A 25012-nucleotide genomic window follows, 5' to 3' on the forward strand; every position below is an offset into this window, starting at 1 on the left:
GAGATGAGCTCTGGAAAGATTGTACAAATTATCGGCGCGGTCGTTGACGTGGAGTTTCCACGCGACAGCCTGCCAAAAGTATACGACGCCCTGACCGTCGAAGAGACTGGTCTGACGCTGGAAGTTCAGCAGCAACTGGGTGACGGCGTGGTTCGTGCTATCGCCATGGGTACCTCCGATGGTCTGAAACGTGACCTGGCTGTATCCAACACCGGTAAAGCGATCAGCGTACCGGTTGGTCAAAAAACTTTGGGTCGTATCATGGACGTCCTGGGTAACCCTATCGACGAAAAAGGCGATATCGGTGAAGAAGAGCGTTGGGGTATCCACCGCAAAGCACCGAGCTTTGATGAACTGGCTGCCAGTAACGAACTGCTGGAAACCGGTATCAAGGTTATCGACCTGGTCTGTCCGTTCGCCAAGGGTGGTAAAGTCGGTCTGTTCGGTGGTGCCGGTGTAGGTAAAACCGTCAACATGATGGAACTGATCCGTAACATCGCGATCGAGCACAGTGGTTACTCTGTATTCGCCGGTGTTGGTGAACGTACTCGTGAAGGTAACGACTTCTACCACGAAATGACTGACTCCAACGTTATCGACAAGGTATCGCTGGTTTACGGTCAGATGAATGAGCCACCTGGTAACCGTCTGCGTGTGGCGCTGACCGGTCTGACCATGGCCGAATTTTTCCGTGACGAAGGTCGTGACGTTCTGTTCTTCGTAGATAACATCTATCGTTACACCCTAGCCGGTACCGAAGTATCAGCGCTGCTGGGTCGTATGCCATCAGCGGTAGGTTACCAGCCGACCCTGGCGGAAGAAATGGGTGTACTGCAGGAACGTATCACCTCAACCAAAGTCGGTTCTATCACTTCTATCCAAGCGGTATACGTACCTGCGGATGACTTGACTGACCCGTCTCCAGCGACCACCTTCGCTCACTTGGACGCGACCGTTGTACTGTCACGTTCTATCGCCGAGCTGGGTATCTATCCTGCGATTGACCCGCTGGATTCGACTTCACGTCAGCTGGACCCACTAGTTGTGGGTAACGAGCACTATGATGTGGCGCGTGGCGTTCAGGGTACCCTGCAACGTTATAAAGAGCTGAAAGACATCATCGCGATCCTGGGTATGGACGAACTGTCTGAAGAAGACAAACTGACTGTATCCCGTGCGCGTAAGATTCAGCGCTTCCTGTCACAACCGTTCTTCGTTGCAGAAGTCTTTACCGGTGCCCCTGGTAAATACGTTTCTCTGAAAGACACGATTGCTGGCTTCCAAGGCATCCTGAATGGTGACTATGACTCTCTGCCGGAACAAGCGTTCTATATGGTAGGTAGCATCGAAGAAGCCGTCGAGAAAGCCAAGAAGCTCTAATCCCCTGGGAGGTAAAGCATGGCCATGACTATTCATGTCGACATCGTAAGCGCTGAACAGGAGATCTTCTCAGGTCTGGCGGAAGCAGTATTTGCCTCAGCAGTGGAAGGTGAAGTGGGTATTTACCCACGTCACACGCCAATGTTGACCAAGCTCAAGCCGGGCGAAGTCCGTGTGTTGAAAGACAACGGTGAAGAAGAGCAGTTTTATGTCTCAAGCGGCATGCTGGAAGTTCAGCCTCACGTCGTGACGGTACTGGCTGATACTGCGCTGCGTGCAGCGGATGTCGATGAAGCGGCTGCCCTGCAAGCAAAACAGGAAGCAGAAAAAGCGCTGCATGACAAAACTGACAAACGTGACTTTGCCGAAGCTCAACGCGAGCTGGTTGAAGCCATGGCGCAGTTGCGTGCTATTGAGCGTGCCAGAAAAGGCAAGGGACGTTAATCCCAAGCCGCACCAAACAAAAAAGGCTGTCTTCGGACGGCCTTTTTTTTTTGCCCGTAGGAATTAACCACAGAGGCACAGAGGGCACAGAGAAGAATAAAATGCTGGTCGGTATTTAACGTCATTGCGAGGAGCTTGCGACGAAGCAATGTTCCCATTGCCACAACCCGGGACTGGATCGCCACGGCAAAGCCTCGCGATGACAAAGCGCCGGACGATAATTGATTTCACCGCACTCTACGCGATACACGTCATTGCGAGGAGGAACGACGAAGCAATCTTTCCAGTGCGTAAATCAGAGCCTGGATCGCCACGAAGAAGCCTCGCGATGACAAAGCGCCGGACGATAGTTGATTTCACCGAACTCTACGCGATACACGTCATTTCGAGGAAGCACGACGAAGCAATCTTCGCATTGCCACAATGCGGGACTGGATCGCCGCGGCAAAGCCTCGCGATGACAAAGCGCAGGACGATAATTGATTTCACCGAACTCTACGCGATACACGTCATTGCGAGGAGGCACGACGAAGCAATCTTTCCAGTGCGTAAATCAGCGCCTGGATCGCCACGGCAAAGCCTCGCGATGACAAAGAGTAGGACGATAATTGATTTCACTGAACTCTACGCCATGCACGTCATTGCGAGGAGGCACGACGAAGCAATCCAGTCCCAGATTCAAATAGATTGCTTCGTCGCAAGCTCATTGCAATGACAGTTTTATTCTTTCTCGATGTCCTCAATGGTTCAATTACTGATCGACAAAGGCAATCTGCTAGAATGCTTTTTTGAATTAAGACCACCAATCACCTATGTCACTATCCATCATCATTCTCGCCGCCGGTAAAGGCACCCGCATGAAATCCAGCAAGCCCAAGGTCATGCATACCCTGGGAGGCAAGCCCTTACTGCAACACGTGGTCGATACCGCCAAACTGCTCAACCCTACTGAACTGGCTGTCGTCTGTGGCAATGGCGCAGATGAAGTCGTGCCGTATCTGGAAGCACAGGGCATTAATACCGTAATGCAGCATGAACAGAAAGGCACCGGCCACGCGGTAGAGCAGGCCAAAGCCTTTTTCCAGAAATCGGATCAGGTGCTGGTGCTTTACGGTGATGTACCGATGATTGAAGTCGAGACGCTGGAAGCGCTGATCCATGAAGGTGATAAAAACAGCCTCAAAGTCCTGACCGCGCTGCTGGATAACCCCACCGGTTATGGCCGCATCGTGCGTGACTTTGATGACAAGATGCTGCGCATCACTGAAGAGAAAGATGCTGATGAGGAAACAAAGCTCATCAATGAAGTGAATACCGGCATCATGTGCATTCCAGCTAAATGGCTGGATGAAGCGCTGGCACAGCTGGATAACAACAATGCCCAGAGCGAATATTACCTCACCGACCTGATTGCCAAGGCCGTTGAGCAGGGCATCGAAATTGACTCGGTTATCTGTGAAGATGAAATGGAAGTCGCCGGTGTTAATAACCGCGTTCAACTGGCCGAACTGGAAAGCTACTACCAGCAGAAACGGGCGACAGATCTGATGATGGCGGGTGTCACTTTCCGCGACCCGGCCCGTGTTGATATCCGCGGTGAACTCAATGCCGGTCAGGACATCACCGTCGATATCAACGTCATTTTTGAAGGCAGCAACACCATCGCTAATAACGTCCAGATCGGTGCCAACTGCATCATTATCAACAGCGTGATCCATGAAGGCGCTGAAATCCTGCCCAACAGCATTATTGAAAATGCTGAAGTGGGTTCAGGCTGTGCTGTCGGTCCTTATGCCCGTCTGCGTCCGGGTTCTGTGCTGGCAGCCAAGGCCAAGATCGGTAACTTTGTTGAAGTCAAAAACGCCAATATTGGACTGGGTTCCAAGGTCAATCACCTCAGTTATATCGGTGATACCGATATGGGCGCCGATGTGAATATCGGGGCGGGTACCATTACCTGCAATTACGATGGTGCCAATAAGCACCGTACTGTGATTGGTGATCGGGTGTTTGTGGGATCGGATACGCAGCTGGTTGCGCCTGTGACGGTTGAGGATGGGGCGACTATTGGAGCTGGGTCTACGATTCGGAAGGACGCGCCGGGTGATGCGCTAACTTTGACTGTTTCTAAGCAGAAGACGGTTGAGGGGTGGAAGAGGCCGGTAAAGAAGAAGTAGATAGAGGATAGCGAGATGGAATTTGCTCAGCCCGCTTTTGACTGGATAGTTAGACTCTTTTCAGTGCACATATGGAGTTTTTTGAACTCAAGTTTTGGTGCAGCCTCACTCGCATCAGCTGCGGGTGCCTATTTCGGTGCCACAGCCGCTCAAAAAGTTATTCTAAAAAGTAAGCGGAAAGAAGCATTAGAAACAGAGCTTAGAAATGTGAATTCAGCAATAATGGCTGCTTTTACAACTGCTAACATGGCCTTGACGGTAAAAAAACAATTGATTAAACCAATCTACGATCAATTCAAGACGGATTTAGAAAGGTTTGAAGGTTTTGAGGAAAAACGAAAGACCAATAGTTTAAGTTCAGGTGAAACTTTTCATTTCATAGCTGATTTGCAGGATTTTGATACACCACCTTTTCCAATTCAAATACTAAACCATACTCTATTTAATGCAGTAGATACTGAGAGTAGAGCATTGAGCGCAGCTGCTTTTCTTGAAGCATCATTTTCTGGACTCAAGAATATGATGAACAAAAGACGACTTCTGATTGATCAATTCAGAGTGAGTCAGTTGAGTGGTGAGAAGTTTGCGTACTATTATTTTGGTTTAGAGATGCCATCTGGTGACAGGCAAAAAGAATACTCGGATGCAATTGATGGCATCATGAGTTACATCAATGATGTCATCTTTTTTAGCAAGACAATCGCCGAAGATCTTGAGGTTTATGGGAAGAAACTTAGAGATCAAGAAAAATTAATTCCATCAACTTACTCTATTCGGCATGCTGATTTTTCCTCACCTGAAGAGCAAGGCTTAATGCCTGAAACAGAAAACTATCTTTCTTGGCTTTCAGGCTTTATTAAAAGCCCCAAGAGTTAGATAACTTTCTCACTTCACACGCTGCCGCGGGGCGTTCATTTCTTTTGTTTGCCCAAAAGAAACGAACCAAAGAAAAAGGCACCCGATATTGCCTTCATCCAAAAATTGAGCTTGTTTGATGGCGTGGTCGAAAATTGATTCGCGACTTCCCTGTCGCTCACCCTTCGGGCGCCTCCGGCGTCCAAATTCATTCCCGATGAATTTGTCGCTACGCTCAAACACTCGAGCACTTCTCCCATCAATCAAACTCAATTTTTGGCGGCAATAAAACGGGACGAAAAGCGCTCCCTCTTCCCTGACTCGCCAGCAAGACGAAACAGATGGATAAGGTAGCCTCAGCCAAGCAATCAAGCTCAATAAGGCTGACTCGGCTACAATAAACACCCTTCCAAACTAAAACAGCGAACATCAATGAGCGATCTCCCCAACTGCCCCAACTGTGGTTCTGAATATACCTATCAGGATCAAGCGATGCTGATCTGCCCCGAGTGTGCCCATGAGTGGCAGGCAGGGGAAAGTCCAACTGAAGAGTCGGAAGACAAAGTGCTGGATTCCAACGGTAATGTGTTGGCAGACGGCGACACGGTGACAGTGATTAAAGACCTGAAAGTGAAAGGGGCATCCGCGGTGGTGAAAGTTGGCACCAAGGTTAAAAATATCCGCCTGGTGGGCGGCGATCATGATATCGATTGCAAGATCGACGGTATCGGTGCGATGAAGCTGAAGTCAGAGTTTGTAAAGAAAGCCTGATCAGCCAATTAGCTTGGACCGGCTTTATTCCAGCCCAAACTGCGACATCCTGTCATTTTATCCTGTCTGTAGCTCAGCCACTGGGGCGGCTGTACTGTTCAAATAGCCATTTCTCCAGCTGGTATGGAGATTGCTGATGTAAGACAAAACAGAAGCAGCAAGGAGCAACAATGGCGATTACCGGGACTAACTATGCAGAACCAGTGACAAGTTCTGCCGTCAACACGGCAAACGTTGCCGATTTCTCTGCTAAAGCGTTGGAGCTGATGCAGCGAAGACAGGTTTCAGCAGACGAGATTAATACGTTTGAGCAGATCCTGGCAAAAACAGCGAATCATGCTGACGCTAAACAAGCATTGAGAGACTTATCTCCCTCTGAGCGGGAAGTGCTCCGAAAAGTACATTCTCTGGCTCAACCGATACAAGTTGGAACGTTAACCAATGAGGGGGCCGCTAATCTGCTACTGGCCCCAGGATCACAGCGGGACTTCAATAATGACGGCTTACTGACAACCGGTGCAGCGCATTCCTTTGCATTTCCACCAGAGAATGCGCCGGCTTCTTTCAAAAAGGCCTGGGAGAAAGCCACCGAAGGAAAATCTATACTCGATGTGCCTACCCACATGGTGTTTGCCGTTGGCCTTGCAAACCTGGGGCGCGAACCGGGTGATCCCAACTGGGTAAATCCATATGCCAGCGCTGACTTTGATTACGCGGGTAAGGTTGAACAGATCATCGACAGCATCGAATATCAGTACAACAGTCATATGATGTCATTTGAGCAGTACCAGAAAAATAGACAGTTTTACAATAAGTTACGGGATGAGATGTCGGCATGACATGTCAGTAACACTGACCTCTGTCTTTGTTTGTCAGAGCACAGCAACAACAGATTTTTGGAAGCTAATCAGGGACGCGTTCTTAATCAAGGATAAATGAAGAGAAAGCCGATGATTGTTATTTATGGCATAAAAGAAAAACTGAACCCCATCAAAGCGCAGCTTTCGGATGTGATTCATGGTTGCATGCAAAACGTGCTGGGCATGCCGGAAGATAAGCGGGCGCATCGCTTCATACCGCTCGACAGGCAAGACTTTTATTATCCTGGTGGCAGAACAGATGCTTACACCGTGATTGAAATCAATATGATGGCGGGACGTAAAGCCGAGACTCAGAAGGCTTTGATTAAGGCATTGTTTTCAGAATTGGAAAGCCAGCTTTCTCTGGCACCCGTTGATGTCGAAATCACCATCAAGGAGCAGCAACCTCATCAATGGGGATTTCGAGGCATGACAGGGGATGAAGCTAAAGACCTCAACTACAAGGTTAAGGTCTGAGAGTTAGGTGATAGCTTAATTAAGCTTCAGCCAGTGTCATCGCCTGCAGGTAATTTTCCAGTCCCATTTTCTTAATCAGACCCAGCTGCTGTTCCAGCCAGTGGGTATGATCCAGCTCGGTGTCCTCCAGTTGTTTTAGCAGCAACTGGCGGGTGTCATAGTCGCCTTCTTCTTCACACAGGGCGATGCCGTTACGCAGGTTGTCGACGACGGCATACTCCAAATCAAGGTCATTCTGCAGCATCTCGGTTACAGTGTGGCCGACATTCAGCGGTTCACGATGCGCCAGGTTGGGCATGCCTTCCAGAAACAGGATGCGTTTGATCATCTGGTCGGCGTGATCGGTTTCGTCCTGCATTTCGTGGGCAATGCGGTTGTAGAGGCGGGTCAGGCCCCAGTCTTCATACATTCTGGAGTGAATGAAGTACTGGTCCATTGCAGTCAGTTCCCCCGCGAGCAGGTTGTTGAGCAAATCAATAACTTTCTGACTACCTTTCATGGGAATAACCTCTTATTTTTTGCATGGCGCGGAAGCTCTGATTAAGACCGCTTTTGTTCGCATTATGTCATGCCGTCTACTGAGAGCTCAAAACTTGTAAAAGCCACTTCAAGCAATCTGCGCTAATTGACTTAAAACTGTCATTTGCTTGTCATTCAGTCGTCATTTGATCTGCTTAGCATGCAATCAACATTCGTAATACATCACCACGATAAATAGAGAAAGGTAATGTTGATGCATGCACAAGAAGACAAAGCACCCATTCTCAAGATTGAAAACCTGGGGGTCCGATACAGCAATAGTATCGTGGCTCTGAAAGACACCACCTTGTCGTTTTTCAACGGTGAGTTTGTGGTTTTGCTGGGGCTTTCAGGTGCCGGTAAATCTTCGTTGTTACGCGCTCTCAACCATCTTGTGAAACCCACTTCAGGCAGGGTTATCTCCTCCAGCCAGGGGGATTTAAGTTCTGAAAAGCGCTTGCGACAACATCGCCGGAAAACGGCGATGGTTTTCCAGCAGCACCAACTGATACTCAGGCAGACCGCTTTACAGAATGTGCTGACAGGACGATTGGCTAACCATGGTTTTTTCCGTAGTTTACTGCCTTTACCAAAAGCGGATCTGGACATAGCACTGCAATGCCTGGAACGCGTGGGCTTAGCAGATAAAGCGATGACTCGTGTAGACCAGCTTTCCGGGGGGCAGCAGCAGCGAGTCGGTATTGCCCGAGCTCTGGCCCAGCAGCCAGATATTATTCTGGCCGATGAGCCGATCGCCAGTCTGGATCCAGCCACAGCTCAAAAAATCCTCGATTTACTGAAGCGTATTTGTGAAGAAGACGGCATTACTGCCGTTGTCTCGTTGCACCAATTGGAATTTGCCCGTCAATTTGCCGATCGGATTATCGGCTTGGCAAATGCGGAGGTTGTTTTTGATGCCGACCCCACACATCTCGATGAATCGTATTTATCCCGAATTTACGCCAGCAAAAAGTCTGAACTTTCCAATAACCAAGAGGATGCCTTTGAGACGCGTCCGCTCGTTAATCTAACCTCAACCTGATGGAGTTCCATTATGAAACTGATTAAACAACTTGCCCTTGCCGCGAGCATGTTACTGACAGCAACGACCTCTATCGCTGCTGATGCCGATCCTGACATGCTCAAAGTGGCCTTACTGCCGGATGAGAATGCCTCACAAATTATCAAACGCAATCAACCTTTGAAGTCATACCTAGAGAACAAGTTGGGCAAAGATATCGAACTGATTGTGACGACCGATTATTCATCAATGATCGAGGCGATGCGTTTTGGGCGTATTGATATGGCCTATTTTGGCCCTTTGTCTTATGTACTGGCAAAAACCAAAAGTGAAATCGAGCCTTTTGCGGCATTAGTTAAAGATGGCAAGCCGACGTATCGCTCTGTCGTCATTGCCAATGCTGATGCGGGTATTGAAAGTTATGAGGATATTGATGGTAAGAAAATGGCCTACGGCGACAGAGCTTCGACATCAAGTCACCTGATTCCAAAGTCTATTCTGCAGCAAAAGGGTCTCACCGCTAAAACCGACTATGAAGAACATTTTCTGGGTTCTCATGATGCCGTCGCGGTTAATGTGGCAAACGGCAATGCTGATGCCGGCGGTCTGTCTGAGGTCATATTCAACTCGCTGTTGAGCAGAGGCCTGATTGATAAAGCTGATATCAAAGTGGTTGGTTACAGCAAGGATTATCCGCAGTACCCATGGGCTATGCGTTCAGATCTGAATGATGAGCTTAAACAAAAGATAAAAGCAGCATTTATTAATCTGGATGACCCTGAAGTGCTCAAGAACTTTAAAGCAGAGGGGTTTGCCGCCGTAACGGATGCAGATTATGACGTCATTCGTGAAATGGGCAGCCTGTTAAAACTCGACTTGGCGAAGATGTGATAAACAATGAGTGATAACTCTGCATTGAACGGCCAGCAAAGCTACTCGGAAATGCTGACTCAATATCAGCAGTCCTGGCTGCAAAAAGTAAAGCATGGCCTAATCCTGTTTGCGTTGATTCTGCTTGCCTGCTGGTACGTCAACCTGCTTGATGTGGACACGCTCGCCAATGGCGTTCCGGCGATTGTGACTTTGGCGGGGGAGTCATTCCCCCCCGATTTCACAAACTTTTCCAGCTGGTTAAAGCCCTTGCTGGATACGCTGGCAATGAGTGTTGCAGGTACTGCAATTGCCGTGGTTCTCTCATTATTCATCGCGTTTCTTGCTGCCAGGAACACAACACCCCATGCGGTTATTTATCAATTGGCGCGAATTACGCTGAATACACTGCGCTCAGTCCCCGAGTTGATTATGGGCATTATTTTTGTGGCAGCGGTTGGCTTTGGCACTTTGCCGGGCGTACTTGCGCTGGGACTGCACTCGGTGGGTATGGTCGGTAAGTTTTTTGCTGAGGCCATAGAGCATGTGGATGAAGCCCCCATAGAGGCTGCAGTCGCGAGTGGGGCAAGTCGTATGCAAGTGCTTTATCACGCCGTTTTACCACAGGTGCTGTCACAGATGGTGGATATTTCCATCTACCGCTGGGAATACAACTTCAGGGCTTCTACAGTGATGGGCATGGTCGGAGCCGGCGGGATCGGCTTTGAACTGATGGGCTCGCTCAGAATCATGCAATATCAGGAAGTCATGGCCATCATGATCGTTATTCTGGTTATGGTCACTCTGGTTGATGCCCTCAGCGGATATCTACGCAAGTCTTTTAAGTAAAGGATAGATAATGAAACCAAAGCTTGTGATAACGCATAAAGTGCATCAGCAAACGCTGGATTATTTGTCTGAGCATTGTGATGTGATCAGTAACCAGTCAGAAGCCTCTCTGAGCAATACCGAGTTGTTGAAACGTGTTTCGGAGGCTGATGCGATGATGGCGTTCATGCCGGATAGTGTAGATGCAGCGTTTCTTCAAGCTTGCCCCAATCTCAGGGTGATAGGTGCAGCTTTAAAAGGTTACGACAATTTTGATGTACAGGCCTGCCAGGAACATGGCGTCTGGTTTACGGTGGTACCGGATTTGTTAACGGTCCCGACCGCGGAACTCACTATCGCATTGATGACTGGGCTAATGCGTAACGTTCGGGCGGCCGATATCCATGTTCGCAGTGGCCAGTTCTCAGGGTGGCAACCTATTTTCTACGGCATGGGGGTGGCGGGGGCCACCATCGGTGTGATTGGTATGGGAGCCATTGGTAAAGCCATAGCTTCCAGACTGACTGGTTGGGAGGCTGAGCTCCTTTACACTGACCAGTCCAGGCTGCCCGAAGATCAAGAAAAATCACTCGCAGTCTCATTTGTTGAACTTGATGATTTGTTGAAACAATCAGACGTGATCGTTCTGGCATTGGCACTGAATGAAGAGACTTACCACCTGATAGACAGCGAAAAGTTGCGAACCATGAAGCAGGGGGCTTATATCATAAACCCCTGTAGAGGCTCAGTGATTTCCGAGCAGGCCGTACTGGAAATGCTGGAGTCAGGTCAGCTCGGTGGGTATGCAGCCGATGTATTTGAAATGGAAGACTGGGCGATTGGTGAGCGTCCCAAATCTATTGATCCCGCTCTATTAGCTCAACCCAACACGCTATTCACAGCGCATATTGGTTCTGCAGTGAAGCGTGTGCGACTGCAAATAGAACTGCGAGCGGCGGAGAACATTCTCCAGGCATTGAATGGTGAACACCCTCAAGATGCGATTAATGTCGTCGAACCACAGACCGAACTATGTTGAATCCACAATGGTTAAAGACGCTGAGAGCGGTCATCGCTGAAAAGGGCTTTCAAGCGGCGGCAGAAACACTCTCAATTTCACAGCCTACCGTCTCGCTTCATATTTCCAAGTTGGAGCAACAACTGGGGGTAGCGCTTATAAACAGAAATAAAACCGCTTGTCATCCCACTGAGGCCGCAAAGCGTTTAATGCCTTTTATTGACTCCATTCTGAACCTGAATCAACAGGCGATTGAAGCTATCGCAAAAGATTCTATCCGGGTAGGGGCGAGCTCGAATATTGGCATATATATGCTGCAGCCGCCAATAAGCGCTTACCTTGATAAGCAGGGAGCGTCTCATATTGAGTTGATGATTGATAATAACCCAAACATCGTCAGGAAAATGGTCAACTTTGAGCTCGATATTGCTGTTGTGGAGTGGTGGCAACCTGAGGCAGGTTTTATTACAAAGTTATGGAAGGTTGAGCCATTGGTATTTATCACCTCTCCTCAAAACTCTCTGGGAAAACTTAAGGAAATAAGCCTAGAGCAGCTCCAGCATTTCAGTTTGATAGGCGGCGAGATAGGAACTGGAACAGGGCGAATCCTCAGTGAAAAGTTTACCGGCCATTTGAAAGTCCCCAGAACATCAATGCAGCTTGGCAGTACCGAAGCCGTTAAGCAGGCAGTAAAAGCAGGTATGGGCGTTTCACTAGTCCCGGCATCTTCAGTGATTGATGAGGTCACTCAAGGCTCACTCTGTGCTGTGCCGGTAGCTCAAGGTGCTCTCAGCAAATCCTTGATGATAGTAATGCGAGAGAGTAATCAGCCTAACCGGTCCCAGCAGAATTTTATTAATCATCTCAACAGCAGTATTTAAAGTTTCAGAGTCCTTCCTACTTGTTGGGTATTTACAGTCCTTCACGCGCTGCCTAGTCTAGAGAACAGGCATAACTCTCTTACTGCAGGAAGCGAGCATGATTTCACTCTCCCAATGGCGCATCACCGGCCTCGTGCTGATCGTTATCAGCGTGATGTCAGTCAGCAGCTTTGTCTGGCTGGGCTTCAGTGAAGAAGGCATTCGCGCCATGGTGCGGGGAACGGCACGGACTTCGGTTTGCCTTTTCGTGCTGGCCTTTACCGCATCCAGTCTGTACCGGTTGTTTAAATCCGGCTGGGCAAGATACCTGTTGGATAACCGCCGTTATATCGGGCTGTCGTTTGCCCTGTCGCATTTTGTGCATCTGCTGTTTCTGATCCTGCTGATGATACATTACCCGCAGGACTCACTGGCGAAGTTGAATCAGCTTGAGATTGTACTGGCCAGCCTGACCTATGTGTTTATCCTGGCGATGACGATCACGTCTTTTGATCCGCCACGGCGCTGGCTCGGTCCGAAAAACTGGCATCGTCTGCATACCACCGGCATGTACCTGGTCTGGCTTATCTTTCTGGAAACCTATGGTAAGGGCACACTGCAAAACGGACATTATCTGCCCCTGGTGTTACTGCTGCTGGTGGCGTTCGGACTGAGACTGGCAGCCAGCCTCAAAACCGCGCGCTCGGTTCACTAGCTTTTATTGATGGGGGTATAAATCGGGCCGGGGAAAGTCGCGACCTTGCCATCAAATTCACTGATTTCGATAACATTAGAAAACTGGCGAATAAAGAAGCATAGTCTGACGTGAAGTGTGCGGTCGGGAACACCGCACATATAGTGTCACCCAGTGGGATAAGGTCAATATTAGGCTGCTGCAACTACTGTGCAGTATCAGCTCAACAAATAAAAATACCAGGAGTAGAGCCGGAGTCAGTTGTATGAGTAAAGCCGTTCTACAGAAAAGGTGGGTGGGATAAGCGAATCCATAGCTGTATGCTGTCTCAATCCATCGGGCCGACCTAACGGCAGCAAAACCCGATGATGAAGCGAATCAAAAGCGAGGCTGGGTATGTATACCGATGATGATTTGGAGCAGGCGGTCGAGAAAGGGATTTTCAGTCGCCCTTCCGTGGCGCAGTTCCGTGACTTTATTGCTGAGCGTGATAACACGCATGCTGCAGATGAGGAAGACTTCCGGCTGATCACCAGCTTTAACGATATATTCGTGGTGATTGCCTGCCTGTTGCTATTGCTCTCTGCGGGGTGGGTAATTCAGGGGACCAGCGCGGCCCTGTCAGCTGCTGTGGTCGCGGCTTTATCCTGGGGGCTGGCCGAGTTTTTTGTACGCAAACGTAAAATGGCCCTGCCGGCCATTGTCTTGCTGGTCACGTTTGTTGCCAATGTGTTTACTGCGATTGTGCTGTTGTTTGGATTTCCCGATGAAAAGGCCTTTATGCTGGCCGGTTTGGGCGCGACTATCGCAGCGTGGTTGCACTGGACCCGTTTCCATGTGCCCATCACAGTGGCTGCCGGTGCCGCGGCGGCGGTGGCTTTTGTGCTGGCAGGCCTGATTTATATGTTGCCTGCCCTGCGGGATCATCTGAATAGTCTGATGTTTGTTGGCGGCATCGCTATCTTTCTGCTGGCCATGGTGTGGGATGCGAAAGATCCGAAACGTATCAGTGGTCGTTCCGATGTCGCTTTCTGGCTGCACCTCACGGCAGCCCCACTGATAGTGCACCCGATTTTCAGCAACCTCGGCATATTTGAAGGTAATCAGACTCCTCTGGATCTGGGCATCGTGTTACTGCTTTACCTGGTATTGACCGTGATTTCGCTGGTTATCGACCGGCGCGCTTTTATGGTTTCTTCCCTGATATATGTGCTGGCGGCATTGACCCAGTTACTTGATACCTATGGCCTGGCCGGTGACAGTTTTGCTTATGTCGGGGTGGTCATTGGTATGTCTCTGCTATTGCTGTCCGGCTTTTGGCACAGGGCCCGTCGTGTGCTGGTACAGGCGCTTCCAGACGGCTGGCAGCGTCGTCTGCCGGAAGTTGCTTAGCAGTGATTAAAATCCGTTAAACTGAGCACGTGCTCCAGACATAAGGAGGGGCATGATGAAACAGATTCTGTCCGATCTCTGGGAAACCGCTGTTGAGCACCCGTTTCCCGGCCTGACCACGCATGCCTATTTATGGACGCGGGAAGCGGGCAATGTGTTGTTTTATAACACCGGCCAGCAAAGTGATATTGAGCAGATGGCAAGTCAGGGCGGTGTGCGCTATCAACTGCTCAGTCACCGCGATGAGGTTGGGCCATCAATAGGTCAAATCCGGGCGTTGTACGCTGCCCAGCTTGGTGGTCATGAGGCAGAATACGATGAATTTGCCGAGGTTTGTCAGCCGGATATCGTTTTTACACAGCGGCAATGGCTGTTGGACGATTTGGAGGTGATCCCGACCCCGGGTCACACGCCGGGCAGTTGCTGTTTTCTTGCCAAGGCAGATGAAGGCCGCACAGTGCTTTTCACCGGTGATACTTTGTACTGGAGTGATACCGGACTGAGGCCGGGTTTACTGCCTTTCAGTGACCGGGCGCAGTTGATTCAGAGTCTGGGTTTACTGGAGACAGTGTCTCCCGACGTGGTTTGTTCCAGTGCCTTTTCCGGACAGTCCGGTTACAGGGAAATCAGAGACGACTGGCTGGAACAGCTTTCAATAGCGAAATGGTTGCTGGAGCAGCAAACTTAGGATGACATCCGTGTCACCCTGTCTGCCTACCGGTAATAACGATGATGTCGGTAGTCTCTGTCATAGCGGTCATGATGCCGGTATGAGTGACGGTCATGATGACGGTAGTGATGTTTGGTATGACCGCGATAATGCTTGTCGTGATTTTTCCTGTCATGATAATAGTGATGATGGTGATGCCGGTCATAATCACGGTAATGAATCACATAGCGGTCGGGATAGTAGCTGTTGTAATAACCCGGGTAGCCTAAATTGAGACCAATACCGATGCTGAGATCACCGGCTTTGGCGGGATTGGCGGCAAGGGCCAGCATTAAACCTGACATCAGGCTGATGGCCAGGATTTTTGATTTGTTGAGATGTCGCATCGCGTTTACCTCGCTCTACACAAATGGTCACGATTAATACACTAATCCTGTGCCGGGAAAGTTTGTGTTAAGCAATGTAAAAGTTTGTAAAACATGAAAAAAGTGTCGCTTAATGCACGGGAGCAGGGGCCTTCCTGATGGCGCCGAACATGCTAGAGTGAGCGCATCTATGTTGAACCTGTGTGGAGATAAGATGGAAACGTCGATCCAGTTTGAACTGCCCAATTGGGTGCTGCGATATCAGCAGACGTATCAGACCACCACGGATATTGAGACTCAGATGGATTTTGTTATCGATCTGTCCCGTCTGAATATCCAATATGACAGCGGCGGTCCATTTGCTGCTGGGGTGTTTGAGATTGATAGCGGCAAGCTGGTGGCCCTCGGTGTCAACCTGGTGCCATCCAAGAATCTGTCTATCCTCCATGCGGAAATGGTCGCGTTATCCATGGCTCAGCAAAGCCGTGGCAGCTATGACCTGGGGGCCGGAAAGCCGGATTTGTGCCTGGTAACCAGCTGTGAGCCCTGCGCCATGTGTTTCGGTGCCATACCCTGGTCCGGGGTGAGGCAGGTGATATCGGGTGCGACTGATGCCGACGTCCGTGCCATCGGTTTTGATGAAGGTCCAAAACCGGATGACTGGAGGCAGGCACTGGAAGACAGAGGGATAAAAGTGTTGAGTGGCGTGCACCGGGATAAGGCTTCGGCTGTGCTTCGGACTTATATGAATCAAGGTGGCAGACTCTACAATGCACGGCAGGGGTAACTATTCATATGAAAGCGAAAATCAGCATAATTACGCTTGGGGTGGAAGATTTAACGGCGGCAACCGCTTTTTATCGTGATGGTCTTGAGCTACCACAATTTGATTTCGACAGTGCCGACGTGAGCTTTTTTGAACTCGCAGGCACCTGGCTGAGCTTATATCCCAAAACAGCGCTGGCTGAAGATATTGGCATTCCCGCTGAAGCCATGACAGGTCAGGGTAGTTTCACACTGGCACACAATGTCAGCAGCCCGGAGGCAGTCGATGCCGTGCTGGATCAGGCAGTCAACGCCGGTGCCAGGTTAATAAAACCCGGTCAGCAGGTATTCTGGGGCGGTTATTCCGGCTATTTTCAGGATCCGGAAGGCTATTACTGGGAGGTGGCCTTTAACCCTTTTGTGGATCTTAGCTGATGAGATTAAAGCCCCGATGCGCTGAAACAGGGCAGCGGGGCTTTGTCACCATTATTCTGTGTTATTCACCAGATCCCGGTAGGCATGCCAGCTGGCATGACCCAGCAACGGGAAAATCACAATCATGCCGATCATAAAAGTGGCTATCCCGACACCGGTAAACAGGGCCAGCAGACCGGCCCAAAGCATCATGGTCAGCAGGTTGTCAGACACAACTCGAACACTGATAAAAGCGGCATCCAGTGCTTTAATATTGCTGTCGATAATGGCCGGAATGGCAACAACCGACAGGGCAAAAACGATGGCTGCCAGCAGACCGCCAACAATCAGATAGAGTGCTGATTGCATTGGCGATGCAAAGGCAAAGAAATCGCCCCACATCGTTCTGTCCAGCGGCGGTGCCACTTCACCGAGCGTTGCCATTAATACCAGCGCCGAGATGACAAACCAGAGCAGGCTGAAACCCAGCAGAAAGCCGGCAAAGCGGAACAATGCCGGTTGGTTTCGGCTCAGACCGCTTAGAGACTGATCAAAACTGACTGGTTGTTTGTTCTCCAGGCGACGGGAAATCTCACAGAGGCCTGCCGCCATGATAGGGCCGATCAGCATAAAGCCGGACACCACTGCGGCCAGTGCATAAACGTGCATGCTGGTGACCAGTAGGGCAAGCCAAAACACTGCCGCCACTATCAAGCCATGAGCGAAGCTGATTTTTGGGTATTTGCCCAGATCCCCGGCCCCTTTGGCCAGCCAGAGGAAAGGGCGGAAAAATCCCACCCGGCGTGAATCCAGATGGGCATGATGAGAACGATGCAGGTAAGTCTCCATATTGCGCCTCCTGTTCGTTTTTTTGAGCTCAACAGTTACTTCACCGTAACATGCGAGAGCCTGTAACTATAAGACAGAAGGGTGGATGCCTATGTTCACTGATAATAAGACAAAGTCGGGTTCATCAGAGAGGGCGGCTTTGTCTGAGACGATCATCAGAAGTTATAGGGGAAGCGCACGCTTACAGTGACATCCGGTGCATCCGGAGTGATGCCAATACCGACACTGGCCGACATCGTCAGGTTATCGGCCAGGCCATAACTGAGACCGAAGTTCAGCAGGCCGGCGCTGGCATCGCTGCCGTTGACGCTCACTTCAGACTGCCCCCGTTGTTTAATACTGGTTTCGCGGGTAATACGGTGCGAATAAGACATGCTTGCGCTGAGGTTTTCATTGAGTGCAAAAGCAAAACCAGCGCCGATTGCAAAACTGTCACCCAGATCAACATCTGCGCTGGTATGCGTCTCCGGGTCAGTACTGATATCACTGAATGAACGCTCAAAGTGATAGGTATAGGACAGATTGGCGAACAATATTGCCGGATCAGTCGTTTTGATAAAGCTGATGCCCGGCGTGATAGACCAGACACCATTACCGGTCGGCAACTCCGTCGGTATGGTCAGATTATCACCACTGTCGGAGACGGTGACGAATTTAATACCGTAGGGATCCTTACCGGTCGGTGCTTTAACGCGTAAGCTGACGACAGTATCAGGTCGTGAGCCCTGCTCCTGGAACAGACGGTAGAAAGCACCGAAGCTGATATCGCCCAGATCGCCGTTTGAGACATCGTCTTCGGCAACCGAGTTGGTAGCAAAGCCTGCCCCTACTGTTGAGAATGATGAATCACGATAGAGGTAGGGGACATTGACATCAAATTGCAGACGATCACTGTAGCTGTAACGGCCGGTAAGATCGAAGGTCCAGGTATCGGCCTTAATTCTGTCCAGGCTCAAATCGCCGAGGAATATGGCATCCAGAGCGAGAAAACCGTTAAGGAACAAGTCTCTTCTGTCTGAGTGTGAATAGCTCAGACCGGGTTCGATGGTGAATTTGCGGTCAAACAGGGTGTGCTGTTCGCGGTAGACCGCTTCGGCACTGCGTGAGGCCGGGGCTTCTTTGACCACCTCTCCTTCAGTCTGCGCCTGCTGAGTGGTCGCTTGCGGCTCACCCTGTTCGGCGGAAGTGCCAGGCTGAGGTGGCGTATTGCCGCCGACCTTCACCGAACGTGGCTTAGACTCTTGCTCCAACTGTTGTATCTTAACCGCCATGGCTCTGAGCACCGCATTTTGTTGTTCATAACGATGCTGTATTTCCTTAACTTGCTGCTGCAACGCCGCAACTTCTTCATCGGTAGCCGCCTGTATCGGTGAGGCCAGGGCCAGACCGATACAGAGGCTAAGGGTGCGGTGAGGAAATGATGTCTCAGTCATGACAGGCTCCTGGCTGGTTATCCCATTGCGATAGCTGTCAAACAGCTTGTATGGGTTTATTGATCGACGGATTTGAGTGCTTATTCATCATCAGTTAAGCCATGCTAGAAATTCAGTGTGGGAGATAACTGGCGCAGGGACGATAGCACCTGCTGCTGATTCAGATTCGGGCCTGTTCGATCAATCCGGGTCTGAATATCCAGGTTAATCATGTTGCGAATTTGATTCAGGCTGCCGCCCAGACGGACTGACTGCATGACCTGTCCATTGCCCTGGGAGATGCTCCGAATCGCCTGCTGTGCCTGACCCTGGTCAACGACGTCGACGGCAACAGATAATCCATTGTTAGCCAATGAGACGCTGGCTGCATTACCTGAAGGTGTAATTACGTTCAGGTTTCCAGGTGAATTCGATGTGTTAACGCCATGACCACCGTTGTATCGCCTGACAGAAACACCGATGGAATTACCGATACCATTCGCATTGCCCGCGACCTGAATACTCTGAACCACCCCCGTCACACTATCGAGCCCTTTGCTGCCGCTGACAACATTGGTGCCTTGAGAGACTGCAACCTGGTTTACCTGTACCTGGTGAACGTTAATCACGGGTTCAAAACTGACTCTGGGCTGACCCTGCCCCATACTGATTGCGAGTCTGCCGCTGGCATTGATCACCTCACCCGATGAGGTAATCCATTCAGTCATCATCTGCACCCCAAAAGTCATGATCTGGCCGCCTGATACGAATTTACCGCGCGTTTCTCCCAGCACATCATCTGAAAGCTCGTGGGCGTTAGCAAAAACCCCCATTTCAGGGAGTTCGGCATAGGCATGATGGGGCGCTGTGATGCAGAAAATCAGGGCGGCGGATAACGCGACGGCTTTCGGTTTAAAGCGCCGGGTTGCGGGAAGGCCTTCCTGGCTGGTTGGCGGAGAGCTCTCCTTGCCGTCCGTACTTATCATGATTCTCATTTGTCCTTTCTCCATACTGATTGCCGAGCCTTTCCGTCAGCGACAATGCATGTTCAGGCAGGCATCAGAACAACTCGGATCGATAAAACCCGAACTCGAGCAACTCCGCATCAGTCAGCGGTCGCCATGTATCAACCGTACTTCTTGCGGTCAGTGGTTCCCTGGGACGTAACAGAATGGTGTCGCGGTCAAAACCATCGCCAATGACGGCGAAAGTGACTTTGTTCCAACCATCAATAAAGTCCTGCCTGTCCATGACCCTGTTGCCCAGGGCCGGATCAGCGATATATACCTTGTCTTGAGTCGCGGTTTTAAGCACCACAAAGTGCTTGTAACCCCTGATATCCAGCAAAGCGATAGTGGGGATTTTGATGCGGTCCAGGATGTCTGGATTGACCGAGTATCCGCGTCCGCGCAGCCCCAGGGTTTCTACGTAGTGCTTAATATCCAGTAAAGAAAACCCCTTGCTTTGCACCAGTTGCGGGTCGCTGACCTTGAGCATGCCTTCAATGACATCGGCTTCGGTTAATTCGAAGTTATAGGCATAGTTCAGGATGGTTGCCAGTGCGGCGGCACCACAACTGAAGTCAGTCTGCTGCGGCACCATATTGACGAAATGCTGCTCACGCATACTGATAATGTTTTTATTGATCATGGTGCCGGGGACGACACCGCTGAACTGAATATTCGCGGCACTACTGAAGGACATCGTCAGCCACAGGCCGGATGCGCCCAACAGCAATAAGGTGCTTTTAATCACTTGCATTGCGACGGTCTCCAGGAAAACTCCGGCTCCAAACGGAGCCGGAGATTCATGGGTGGCATCAAACCCAATAGGGGTTCGATTTCCTTATTGTTCGCCACCACCGCCGCCACCAGCACCCGGTCCGCCAGTCGCTGCAGCGATAGACAAATGGTTGCCTTGCAGGTTGTTGGTACCTGCGGTGATATTGACCCCGATGTTACCGCTGGCGCCGCGTAGCGCATTACCACTCAGGGTGGCATTGTTTTCATGCGGACGAACAATCCAGTTGGCAGTCACAACCTGACCGGTGAACACACCACCGAGTAGGATTTTGCCTTCTTCGTTGAATGCCAGCGCACCCCCATCATCATTGAGGTCAGAGCCACCTTGCGTATTGGTATCAAGATCAAAATGGCCTACTTGAATACCGTCTGGGTGGGTGTCACCAGTCCAGATGTCTGGATAGACATCACCAATCTGGTCTGAAGTGCCTTTGTAACCACCAATGAGTCCACCGACCATGGTCACATTGACAGTGTCATATTTTTTGTCCAGGTAACCTTGTTGATGGGTGACGTTGTGATCCAGGGTTTGCTGACTGGAAACAGTGGCTTCTGCCATGGTGCCGCTGGTGTTAACAGAGGCAGCGAGTGAGTTGGCTTGCAGATTACTGTTACCGGCGGCGATGTTGACGGCAATATTACCGCTGGCATCACGCAGTGTGTTTCCACCCAGGGTGGCATCAAACTGATTGCCTTTGTAGGCATAGGTGTTACGTTCTGCATTCTGGTTGGAAATAGAGTCAGCAGCAGCAAACACAAACTCAGCATCCACTTTGGATAACGCTGCGCTGTTGTCCTGTGCATTGTTGGTACCGGCAGAGATGTTCAGACCGATATTACCACTCGCACCTTGCAGACCATTTTCAACAGACTCAGCTTTGTTATCCACCAGGAAATCACCATGACCGTCATCAATGTTGGTGTTTTCATAGTTGTTCTGATTCTGACTGGTCAGCGAAGCAGAGCTGCTGCCAACGGGAATCGTACCTTCAACGTCGATATCTCCTTTGACATCAATATAACGATCAGTGTCAGAGGTTTTTTCGACGGTGACTTCGGTATCGTTTTTGTATTCCGACACGCTCAGTCCCAGATCAGCCCGGGCGTTGACCTTGGCATCAACCAGCAGAGTGAGATCGGCTGTACCATCGGCCATTGCGGGCCCCGCAGCCAGCGCCGCCAACGCGACGGCAATGGGGGTGTATTTAGTTGCAAATTTCATGACTTTCTCCTTTTAATCACTATTTATTTCGTTCCCAAATCGAATTCGAGAACAAAGTGGTTGGCCGTGCTATTGCCCGACCCGGCTGACTGGTTAACTTGCACCAGCCCGCGAGAACCGGTGAAGGCACTATCTGCGATAGTGGCGCTTCGGGTCCCCCCGTCTGGTTCGTGGGCTGCCAGTCCAGCCCCGGTCGACATGTTGGAAAGCATGCTTTCCGACATGACGTTGACATCCAGCCCGATACCGATAGCCATCCCATTGACCTGGGCATTGCCCGAACCACTGGTCTGGTTAATCGATAAGGCACCGACCGTATTGGTAAAGGCATTACCGCCAATACCGGAGACCGATAAACCGGGTACCGTGCTGGAATTCTGATGTAGGTTCTGCTGTGAAAAGAGGCCAACATTGGCAACGCCATTGGGATTGAGTGCAATCGCCGCAGCGTTTTGCTGGGCGTTGGCCTCACCGGCAGCCATATTCACAACATTGCGGCCCCGGGCTCCACTGAGCGCGTTACCGTCGATCATGCTGTTGTTGATGGCATAAGGCAGGCCCATCGATGCATCATCAGCGATGGCGACCGGTAAGCTTGGCAGCAATGAAGCAAACAGGAGACTGATAGGTAAAAGCTTCATGGTTATCTACCTGGTAAGGTGTCCGATAAGGCACCACGAATATCATTGCCGAGATTACGCGTGGCACCGCCGACACTGCCGGAAATACTGCCTCCGATGCCGGAAGTCATGCCGTTAATCGCGCCCATATGTCCGCCGACACTGCTGCCGCCGCTGCCGTGACCCCCTAACTCTTTGGTCAGGGTGCTGGTGAACTGGGTGTTAATCGGGGATATCGAATCATTGACATTCGATGTGATACCGGAAAATTGCTGATCAGTCAGTTCCTGCAAGCCCATGTTGTTGAGGGTGCTGTTCAGGCTGCCGGTTTCTCTGACCGGGGAGGGGTTGATCACAGTTGGCTGGCCGGTATGACGATTGACATCCCAGCGCTGGGCAGGGACATCGCGAATGATGATGATATCGCCGGGCTCAGCCTGTACTGATGAGGCTATTGCCAGGAGGGCAATAATGACCGCGGCATCAATGACTGCATAAACGTTGTTTATTTTCTTCATGTCATTCAACCGTGACGGTAATCGTGCCATCTGTATTTGTCAGTTGTGCTTTCGGTCTGGTGATACTGTCTACCTCATCCCAGAGAATGACGCCGATTTCGACGGGGGGCATCTGGAAGCCCTGTGCCCGCATATTTGCCATCTCTGAGTCAGTCAGACCTCCGGCGGTATCGACGACAAAATCTTCGAATGGGTGACCGTTAGCACTGGCGTAGCGACCTTCTTCAGCCTGCAGGCCACTGCTGCTGATGATCAGCAGGAGGGCAAAACTGAGTGGTAAGCCTGTTTGTTTCATATAATCCATGCCAGTGAAATTCACACCATGTGCAAAGGCTGTTACATAGATCGTGCCTGGTTTTTAAGTGATTGAAAAATATGAATAATTTAAATTTTTGGGCGGAGGACAGAAGCGGGGATTGTAAACTTTATGAAACAGCTATAATGCGGGGGATGATTCATTAACTGACTGTTAAATAATAGGATTTCGGGTTTTTTTAGCGTGTAAAGATCTCTTTACAGTCATCATGGAGTCATGATTTTGAAAAAATTTAATCATGAAAGCGCAACCTGCCTGGGTAGCATAAAAGTTGTGAAGAGAAGCGTTTTATGGACTGGTGTGTCTTAGTCAGCCAGGTTGATACCGTGTTTTTCAATCAAGCGGTAAAGCGTTACCCGGGAGACGCCAAGTGTTCTTGCTACCAGCGTGACATTTTTCTGCAGACGGTGCAGCGCATTGTTGATGGCTTCTTTTTCAGCTCTGTCCCTGACCTCTTTCAGGCTCAGGAAGTGGAAGTAATGAGATTTCTGGTCTATGCCCAGGTCTTCAGCAGAAATCAGGCGGTTCTCGCACATCACCATGGCGTGCCGGATACGATTAACCAGTTCACGCACGTTACCTTCCCAGGCGTAGTCACGCATCACAGCCAGGCAGGATTGAGAGAAGCCTCTGACATTACTGCTTTTTTCATGAGAGAACTTTTTGAAGAAATAATTGGCCAGTAGCTCGATATCGCCCTGTCTCTCGCGAAGTGGCGGGGTTCTCAGTTGCAGCACATTCAGCCGGTAAAATAAATCTTCGCGCAGCTTGCCGGATTTAACCGCATGATTCAGATCGACATGCGTAGCTGCGATGACACGGGTATTGATGGGGACTGGCTGGTTGCTGCCGACACGCTGAATAGTCCCTTCCTGAAGGAAGCGCAGTAGGTTAATTTGTTGATCCAGCGGCAGGTCGCCGACCTCATCAAGAAAGATAGTGCCGCCATCTGCTGCCTCAAAGTGCCCGATCTTGCGCTGGTGAGCGCCGGTAAAAGCGCCTTTTTCGTAGCCGAATAGCTCTGACTGGATCAGTGATAGCGGAATAGCACCGCAATTGACGGTAATGAAAGGGCCATCCTTGAACTTGGAGCGCTCGTGAATGGCATGCGCGGTCAGTTCCTTGCCGGTGCCGCTTTCACCGGTGATCAAAACAGGGGCTGAAACATTAGCCACTTTACGGATTTTACTGAAGAGATTCAGTATTTCCGGGCTGCTGCCGACCATTTCTTTTTCAGTTTCTTCAATATCATCCGGACAAGAAAGGTTGTCCCATTTCATTCTGGACATACCATAGGCATGCCCAATATTAGCCAGGAGATATTGAGTAGCCAATGGCATAGTGTGGAAATCAAGAAAACAATCAACAATGATCTGCCGGAGCCTGCTGGGAAGCGATTCATATTCGGTATGAACCAACGCAATCCATTCAATTTTCACATATTGTCGGAGTAAATTTTCTATCTGTCGGAGATAAGCCTCGGACTGTTTGCAGGAGAGTTCGACTAGTCCAACATGCAGGTTGCTGTTGCTGATGATCTTTCTTGCCTGATCAAAATCACTGACCGCGCAGACCTGCCACCCATTTGATTTCAAGGCATCGAAAATAGCCTCCGGGAGTTCGCTGTTCCCCAAATAAATGAGTGAACGTGCTTCTGAGTTCATCATCAAACTATCCTCCCGGCCCTGAAAACCTTGAGCAGGCTTTCACCAGCCATAGAAAATCACCTTATTCAAAAAACTACGATAAAAAACATCACATATCAAGGGGTTAAATAGTGCCTTTGCATAATGAACGAATCGATACCGCCTTGCTTATTAGATAGTCGCCATGATTATTTCATTCGCGTCTAGGGTGGAACTCCTGTAAGAAAATGACATGGAGTCATGTCTA

General features: G+C 50.1%; 29 protein-coding genes. 18 read left to right on the top strand and 11 right to left on the bottom strand.

What is annotated here, in order from left to right; all coding sequences use genetic code 11:
- The first annotated feature begins 3 nt into the window (after positions 1 to 3).
- The 8 genes from atpD to OMQ46_RS08400 all read left to right on the top strand — a co-directional run bounded on the left by atpD (position 4) and on the right by OMQ46_RS08400 (position 6964).
- Entirely contained in the window at positions 4 to 1380 is a 1377-nt protein-coding gene (atpD, locus tag OMQ46_RS08365; RefSeq protein ID WP_266236295.1) for a F0F1 ATP synthase subunit beta, read from the top strand.
- An 18-nt stretch (positions 1381 to 1398) separates the two neighbouring features.
- Positions 1399 to 1824: a F0F1 ATP synthase subunit epsilon gene (locus OMQ46_RS08370; RefSeq protein WP_266236296.1), complete on the top strand. Its 426-nt coding sequence runs from the start codon at positions 1399 to 1401 to the stop codon at positions 1822 to 1824.
- Positions 1825 to 2023: 199 nt separating this feature from the next.
- Complete coding sequence (locus OMQ46_RS08375) at positions 2024 to 2539, top strand: hypothetical protein (protein ID WP_266236297.1); 516 nt, start codon at positions 2024 to 2026, stop codon at positions 2537 to 2539.
- Between the two features lie 97 nt (positions 2540 to 2636).
- Positions 2637 to 4001: a bifunctional UDP-N-acetylglucosamine diphosphorylase/glucosamine-1-phosphate N-acetyltransferase GlmU gene (glmU, locus tag OMQ46_RS08380; protein ID WP_266236298.1), complete on the top strand. Its 1365-nt coding sequence runs from the start codon at positions 2637 to 2639 to the stop codon at positions 3999 to 4001.
- A gap of 15 nt (positions 4002 to 4016) precedes the next feature.
- On the top strand, positions 4017 to 4877 hold the full coding sequence (locus tag OMQ46_RS08385; protein ID WP_266236299.1) for a hypothetical protein: 861 nt from the start codon (positions 4017 to 4019) through the stop codon (positions 4875 to 4877).
- Between the two features lie 411 nt (positions 4878 to 5288).
- Positions 5289 to 5627: a zinc ribbon domain-containing protein YjdM gene (locus OMQ46_RS08390; protein ID WP_266236300.1), complete on the top strand. Its 339-nt coding sequence runs from the start codon at positions 5289 to 5291 to the stop codon at positions 5625 to 5627.
- Between the two features lie 170 nt (positions 5628 to 5797).
- Entirely contained in the window at positions 5798 to 6466 is a 669-nt protein-coding gene (locus OMQ46_RS08395) for a hypothetical protein (RefSeq protein WP_266236301.1), read from the top strand.
- A gap of 111 nt (positions 6467 to 6577) precedes the next feature.
- On the top strand, positions 6578 to 6964 hold the full coding sequence (locus tag OMQ46_RS08400; RefSeq protein WP_266236302.1) for a tautomerase family protein: 387 nt from the start codon (positions 6578 to 6580) through the stop codon (positions 6962 to 6964).
- 19 nt (positions 6965 to 6983) lie between these two features.
- Here the strand turns inward: OMQ46_RS08400 and bfr are convergent, their stop codons facing one another.
- Entirely contained in the window at positions 6984 to 7463 is a 480-nt protein-coding gene (gene bfr / locus OMQ46_RS08405) for a bacterioferritin (protein WP_266236303.1), read from the bottom strand.
- A 234-nt stretch (positions 7464 to 7697) separates the two neighbouring features.
- On the opposite strand from bfr, the gene phnC reads away from it, so the two are divergent.
- The 8 genes from phnC to OMQ46_RS08445 all read left to right on the top strand — a co-directional run bounded on the left by phnC (position 7698) and on the right by OMQ46_RS08445 (position 14854).
- Positions 7698 to 8525 (top strand): phosphonate ABC transporter ATP-binding protein, encoded by an 828-nt coding sequence (phnC, locus tag OMQ46_RS08410; protein WP_416234838.1) that lies wholly within the window; start codon positions 7698 to 7700, stop codon positions 8523 to 8525.
- A 21-nt stretch (positions 8526 to 8546) separates the two neighbouring features.
- Positions 8547 to 9395 carry a phosphate/phosphite/phosphonate ABC transporter substrate-binding protein gene (gene phnD, locus OMQ46_RS08415; RefSeq protein ID WP_266236503.1) on the top strand — a complete coding sequence of 283 codons (849 nt, stop codon included), beginning with the start codon at positions 8547 to 8549 and terminating at the stop codon, positions 9393 to 9395.
- A 51-nt stretch (positions 9396 to 9446) separates the two neighbouring features.
- Positions 9447 to 10223, top strand: a complete 777-nt coding sequence (gene phnE, locus OMQ46_RS08420; protein WP_266236504.1) for a phosphonate ABC transporter, permease protein PhnE — start codon at positions 9447 to 9449, stop codon at positions 10221 to 10223.
- 10 nt (positions 10224 to 10233) lie between these two features.
- Positions 10234 to 11241: a phosphonate dehydrogenase gene (locus OMQ46_RS08425; protein ID WP_266236304.1), complete on the top strand. Its 1008-nt coding sequence runs from the start codon at positions 10234 to 10236 to the stop codon at positions 11239 to 11241.
- Positions 11235 to 12101 carry a LysR family transcriptional regulator gene (locus OMQ46_RS08430; protein WP_266236305.1) on the top strand — a complete coding sequence of 289 codons (867 nt, stop codon included), beginning with the start codon at positions 11235 to 11237 and terminating at the stop codon, positions 12099 to 12101. The genes OMQ46_RS08425 and OMQ46_RS08430 overlap by 7 nt, the downstream gene beginning before the upstream one ends.
- A 97-nt stretch (positions 12102 to 12198) precedes the next feature.
- Entirely contained in the window at positions 12199 to 12795 is a 597-nt protein-coding gene (locus OMQ46_RS08435; protein ID WP_266236306.1) for a ferric reductase-like transmembrane domain-containing protein, read from the top strand.
- A gap of 375 nt (positions 12796 to 13170) precedes the next feature.
- Positions 13171 to 14166, top strand: a complete 996-nt coding sequence (locus OMQ46_RS08440) for a hypothetical protein (protein WP_266236307.1) — start codon at positions 13171 to 13173, stop codon at positions 14164 to 14166.
- Between the two features lie 52 nt (positions 14167 to 14218).
- Complete coding sequence (locus OMQ46_RS08445) at positions 14219 to 14854, top strand: MBL fold metallo-hydrolase (RefSeq protein ID WP_266236308.1); 636 nt, start codon at positions 14219 to 14221, stop codon at positions 14852 to 14854.
- A 26-nt stretch (positions 14855 to 14880) separates the two neighbouring features.
- On the opposite strand, the gene OMQ46_RS08450 is transcribed toward OMQ46_RS08445, so the two are convergent.
- Complete coding sequence (locus OMQ46_RS08450; RefSeq protein ID WP_266236309.1) at positions 14881 to 15222, bottom strand: hypothetical protein; 342 nt, start codon at positions 15220 to 15222, stop codon at positions 14881 to 14883.
- A gap of 193 nt (positions 15223 to 15415) precedes the next feature.
- Here OMQ46_RS08450 and OMQ46_RS08455 point away from each other — a divergent pair, with 193 nt between their 5' ends.
- Both OMQ46_RS08455 and OMQ46_RS08460 read left to right on the top strand, forming a co-directional pair.
- Positions 15416 to 15988 (top strand): nucleoside deaminase, encoded by a 573-nt coding sequence (locus OMQ46_RS08455; RefSeq protein WP_266236310.1) that lies wholly within the window; start codon positions 15416 to 15418, stop codon positions 15986 to 15988.
- A gap of 8 nt (positions 15989 to 15996) precedes the next feature.
- Positions 15997 to 16401: a VOC family protein gene (locus OMQ46_RS08460; protein WP_266236311.1), complete on the top strand. Its 405-nt coding sequence runs from the start codon at positions 15997 to 15999 to the stop codon at positions 16399 to 16401.
- A gap of 51 nt (positions 16402 to 16452) precedes the next feature.
- Here OMQ46_RS08460 and OMQ46_RS08465 read toward each other — a convergent pair whose 3' ends face one another.
- From OMQ46_RS08465 to OMQ46_RS08505, 9 genes are all read right to left on the bottom strand, one after another.
- Positions 16453 to 17229: a DUF2189 domain-containing protein gene (locus OMQ46_RS08465; protein WP_266236312.1), complete on the bottom strand. Its 777-nt coding sequence runs from the start codon at positions 17227 to 17229 to the stop codon at positions 16453 to 16455.
- A 155-nt stretch (positions 17230 to 17384) separates the two neighbouring features.
- Positions 17385 to 18662 carry a transporter gene (locus OMQ46_RS08470; protein WP_266236313.1) on the bottom strand — a complete coding sequence of 426 codons (1278 nt, stop codon included), beginning with the start codon at positions 18660 to 18662 and terminating at the stop codon, positions 17385 to 17387.
- Between the two features lie 104 nt (positions 18663 to 18766).
- Positions 18767 to 19636 carry a hypothetical protein gene (locus tag OMQ46_RS08475; RefSeq protein ID WP_266236314.1) on the bottom strand — a complete coding sequence of 290 codons (870 nt, stop codon included), beginning with the start codon at positions 19634 to 19636 and terminating at the stop codon, positions 18767 to 18769.
- Between the two features lie 64 nt (positions 19637 to 19700).
- A complete protein-coding gene (locus OMQ46_RS08480) occupies positions 19701 to 20402 on the bottom strand; it encodes a C39 family peptidase (protein ID WP_266236315.1) in 702 nt (233 codons plus the stop codon).
- 84 nt (positions 20403 to 20486) lie between these two features.
- A complete protein-coding gene (locus OMQ46_RS08485) occupies positions 20487 to 21665 on the bottom strand; it encodes a hypothetical protein (RefSeq protein WP_266236316.1) in 1179 nt (392 codons plus the stop codon).
- A gap of 23 nt (positions 21666 to 21688) precedes the next feature.
- Complete coding sequence (locus tag OMQ46_RS08490) at positions 21689 to 22306, bottom strand: hypothetical protein (RefSeq protein ID WP_266236317.1); 618 nt, start codon at positions 22304 to 22306, stop codon at positions 21689 to 21691.
- Between the two features lie 2 nt (positions 22307 to 22308).
- On the bottom strand, positions 22309 to 22803 hold the full coding sequence (locus OMQ46_RS08495; RefSeq protein WP_266236318.1) for a hypothetical protein: 495 nt from the start codon (positions 22801 to 22803) through the stop codon (positions 22309 to 22311).
- Between the two features lies 1 nt (position 22804).
- A complete protein-coding gene (locus OMQ46_RS08500) occupies positions 22805 to 23098 on the bottom strand; it encodes a hypothetical protein (protein WP_266236319.1) in 294 nt (97 codons plus the stop codon).
- A 326-nt stretch (positions 23099 to 23424) separates the two neighbouring features.
- On the bottom strand, positions 23425 to 24786 hold the full coding sequence (locus tag OMQ46_RS08505; RefSeq protein ID WP_266236320.1) for a sigma-54 dependent transcriptional regulator: 1362 nt from the start codon (positions 24784 to 24786) through the stop codon (positions 23425 to 23427).
- Positions 24787 to 25012: the final 226 nt, after the last annotated feature.

The organism is Methylophaga sp. OBS1 (assembly GCF_026319365.1).

What these genes read in the sequence shown, in the direction of transcription:
- atpD (WP_266236295.1), top strand. Translation starts at nt 4, where the DNA reads ATGAGCTCTGGAAAGATTGTACAAATTATCGGCGCGGTCGTTGACGTG.
- OMQ46_RS08370 (WP_266236296.1), top strand. Translation starts at nt 1,399, where the DNA reads ATGGCCATGACTATTCATGTCGACATCGTAAGCGCTGAACAGGAGATC.
- OMQ46_RS08375 (WP_266236297.1), top strand. Translation starts at nt 2,024, where the DNA reads ATGACAAAGCGCCGGACGATAATTGATTTCACCGCACTCTACGCGATA.
- glmU (WP_266236298.1), top strand. Translation starts at nt 2,637, where the DNA reads ATGTCACTATCCATCATCATTCTCGCCGCCGGTAAAGGCACCCGCATG.
- OMQ46_RS08385 (WP_266236299.1), top strand. Translation starts at nt 4,017, where the DNA reads ATGGAATTTGCTCAGCCCGCTTTTGACTGGATAGTTAGACTCTTTTCA.
- OMQ46_RS08390 (WP_266236300.1), top strand. Translation starts at nt 5,289, where the DNA reads ATGAGCGATCTCCCCAACTGCCCCAACTGTGGTTCTGAATATACCTAT.
- OMQ46_RS08395 (WP_266236301.1), top strand. Translation starts at nt 5,798, where the DNA reads ATGGCGATTACCGGGACTAACTATGCAGAACCAGTGACAAGTTCTGCC.
- OMQ46_RS08400 (WP_266236302.1), top strand. Translation starts at nt 6,578, where the DNA reads ATGATTGTTATTTATGGCATAAAAGAAAAACTGAACCCCATCAAAGCG.
- bfr (WP_266236303.1), bottom strand. Translation starts at nt 7,463, where the DNA reads ATGAAAGGTAGTCAGAAAGTTATTGATTTGCTCAACAACCTGCTCGCG.
- phnC (WP_416234838.1), top strand. Translation starts at nt 7,698, where the DNA reads ATGCATGCACAAGAAGACAAAGCACCCATTCTCAAGATTGAAAACCTG.
- phnE (WP_266236504.1), top strand. Translation starts at nt 9,447, where the DNA reads ATGCTGACTCAATATCAGCAGTCCTGGCTGCAAAAAGTAAAGCATGGC.
- OMQ46_RS08425 (WP_266236304.1), top strand. Translation starts at nt 10,234, where the DNA reads ATGAAACCAAAGCTTGTGATAACGCATAAAGTGCATCAGCAAACGCTG.
- OMQ46_RS08430 (WP_266236305.1), top strand. Translation starts at nt 11,235, where the DNA reads ATGTTGAATCCACAATGGTTAAAGACGCTGAGAGCGGTCATCGCTGAA.
- OMQ46_RS08435 (WP_266236306.1), top strand. Translation starts at nt 12,199, where the DNA reads ATGATTTCACTCTCCCAATGGCGCATCACCGGCCTCGTGCTGATCGTT.
- OMQ46_RS08440 (WP_266236307.1), top strand. Translation starts at nt 13,171, where the DNA reads ATGTATACCGATGATGATTTGGAGCAGGCGGTCGAGAAAGGGATTTTC.
- OMQ46_RS08445 (WP_266236308.1), top strand. Translation starts at nt 14,219, where the DNA reads ATGATGAAACAGATTCTGTCCGATCTCTGGGAAACCGCTGTTGAGCAC.
- OMQ46_RS08450 (WP_266236309.1), bottom strand. Translation starts at nt 15,222, where the DNA reads ATGCGACATCTCAACAAATCAAAAATCCTGGCCATCAGCCTGATGTCA.
- OMQ46_RS08455 (WP_266236310.1), top strand. Translation starts at nt 15,416, where the DNA reads ATGGAAACGTCGATCCAGTTTGAACTGCCCAATTGGGTGCTGCGATAT.
- OMQ46_RS08460 (WP_266236311.1), top strand. Translation starts at nt 15,997, where the DNA reads ATGAAAGCGAAAATCAGCATAATTACGCTTGGGGTGGAAGATTTAACG.
- OMQ46_RS08465 (WP_266236312.1), bottom strand. Translation starts at nt 17,229, where the DNA reads ATGGAGACTTACCTGCATCGTTCTCATCATGCCCATCTGGATTCACGC.
- OMQ46_RS08470 (WP_266236313.1), bottom strand. Translation starts at nt 18,662, where the DNA reads ATGACTGAGACATCATTTCCTCACCGCACCCTTAGCCTCTGTATCGGT.
- OMQ46_RS08475 (WP_266236314.1), bottom strand. Translation starts at nt 19,636, where the DNA reads ATGAGAATCATGATAAGTACGGACGGCAAGGAGAGCTCTCCGCCAACC.
- OMQ46_RS08480 (WP_266236315.1), bottom strand. Translation starts at nt 20,402, where the DNA reads ATGCAAGTGATTAAAAGCACCTTATTGCTGTTGGGCGCATCCGGCCTG.
- OMQ46_RS08485 (WP_266236316.1), bottom strand. Translation starts at nt 21,665, where the DNA reads ATGAAATTTGCAACTAAATACACCCCCATTGCCGTCGCGTTGGCGGCG.
- OMQ46_RS08490 (WP_266236317.1), bottom strand. Translation starts at nt 22,306, where the DNA reads ATGAAGCTTTTACCTATCAGTCTCCTGTTTGCTTCATTGCTGCCAAGC.
- OMQ46_RS08495 (WP_266236318.1), bottom strand. Translation starts at nt 22,803, where the DNA reads ATGAAGAAAATAAACAACGTTTATGCAGTCATTGATGCCGCGGTCATT.
- OMQ46_RS08500 (WP_266236319.1), bottom strand. Translation starts at nt 23,098, where the DNA reads ATGAAACAAACAGGCTTACCACTCAGTTTTGCCCTCCTGCTGATCATC.
- OMQ46_RS08505 (WP_266236320.1), bottom strand. Translation starts at nt 24,786, where the DNA reads ATGATGAACTCAGAAGCACGTTCACTCATTTATTTGGGGAACAGCGAA.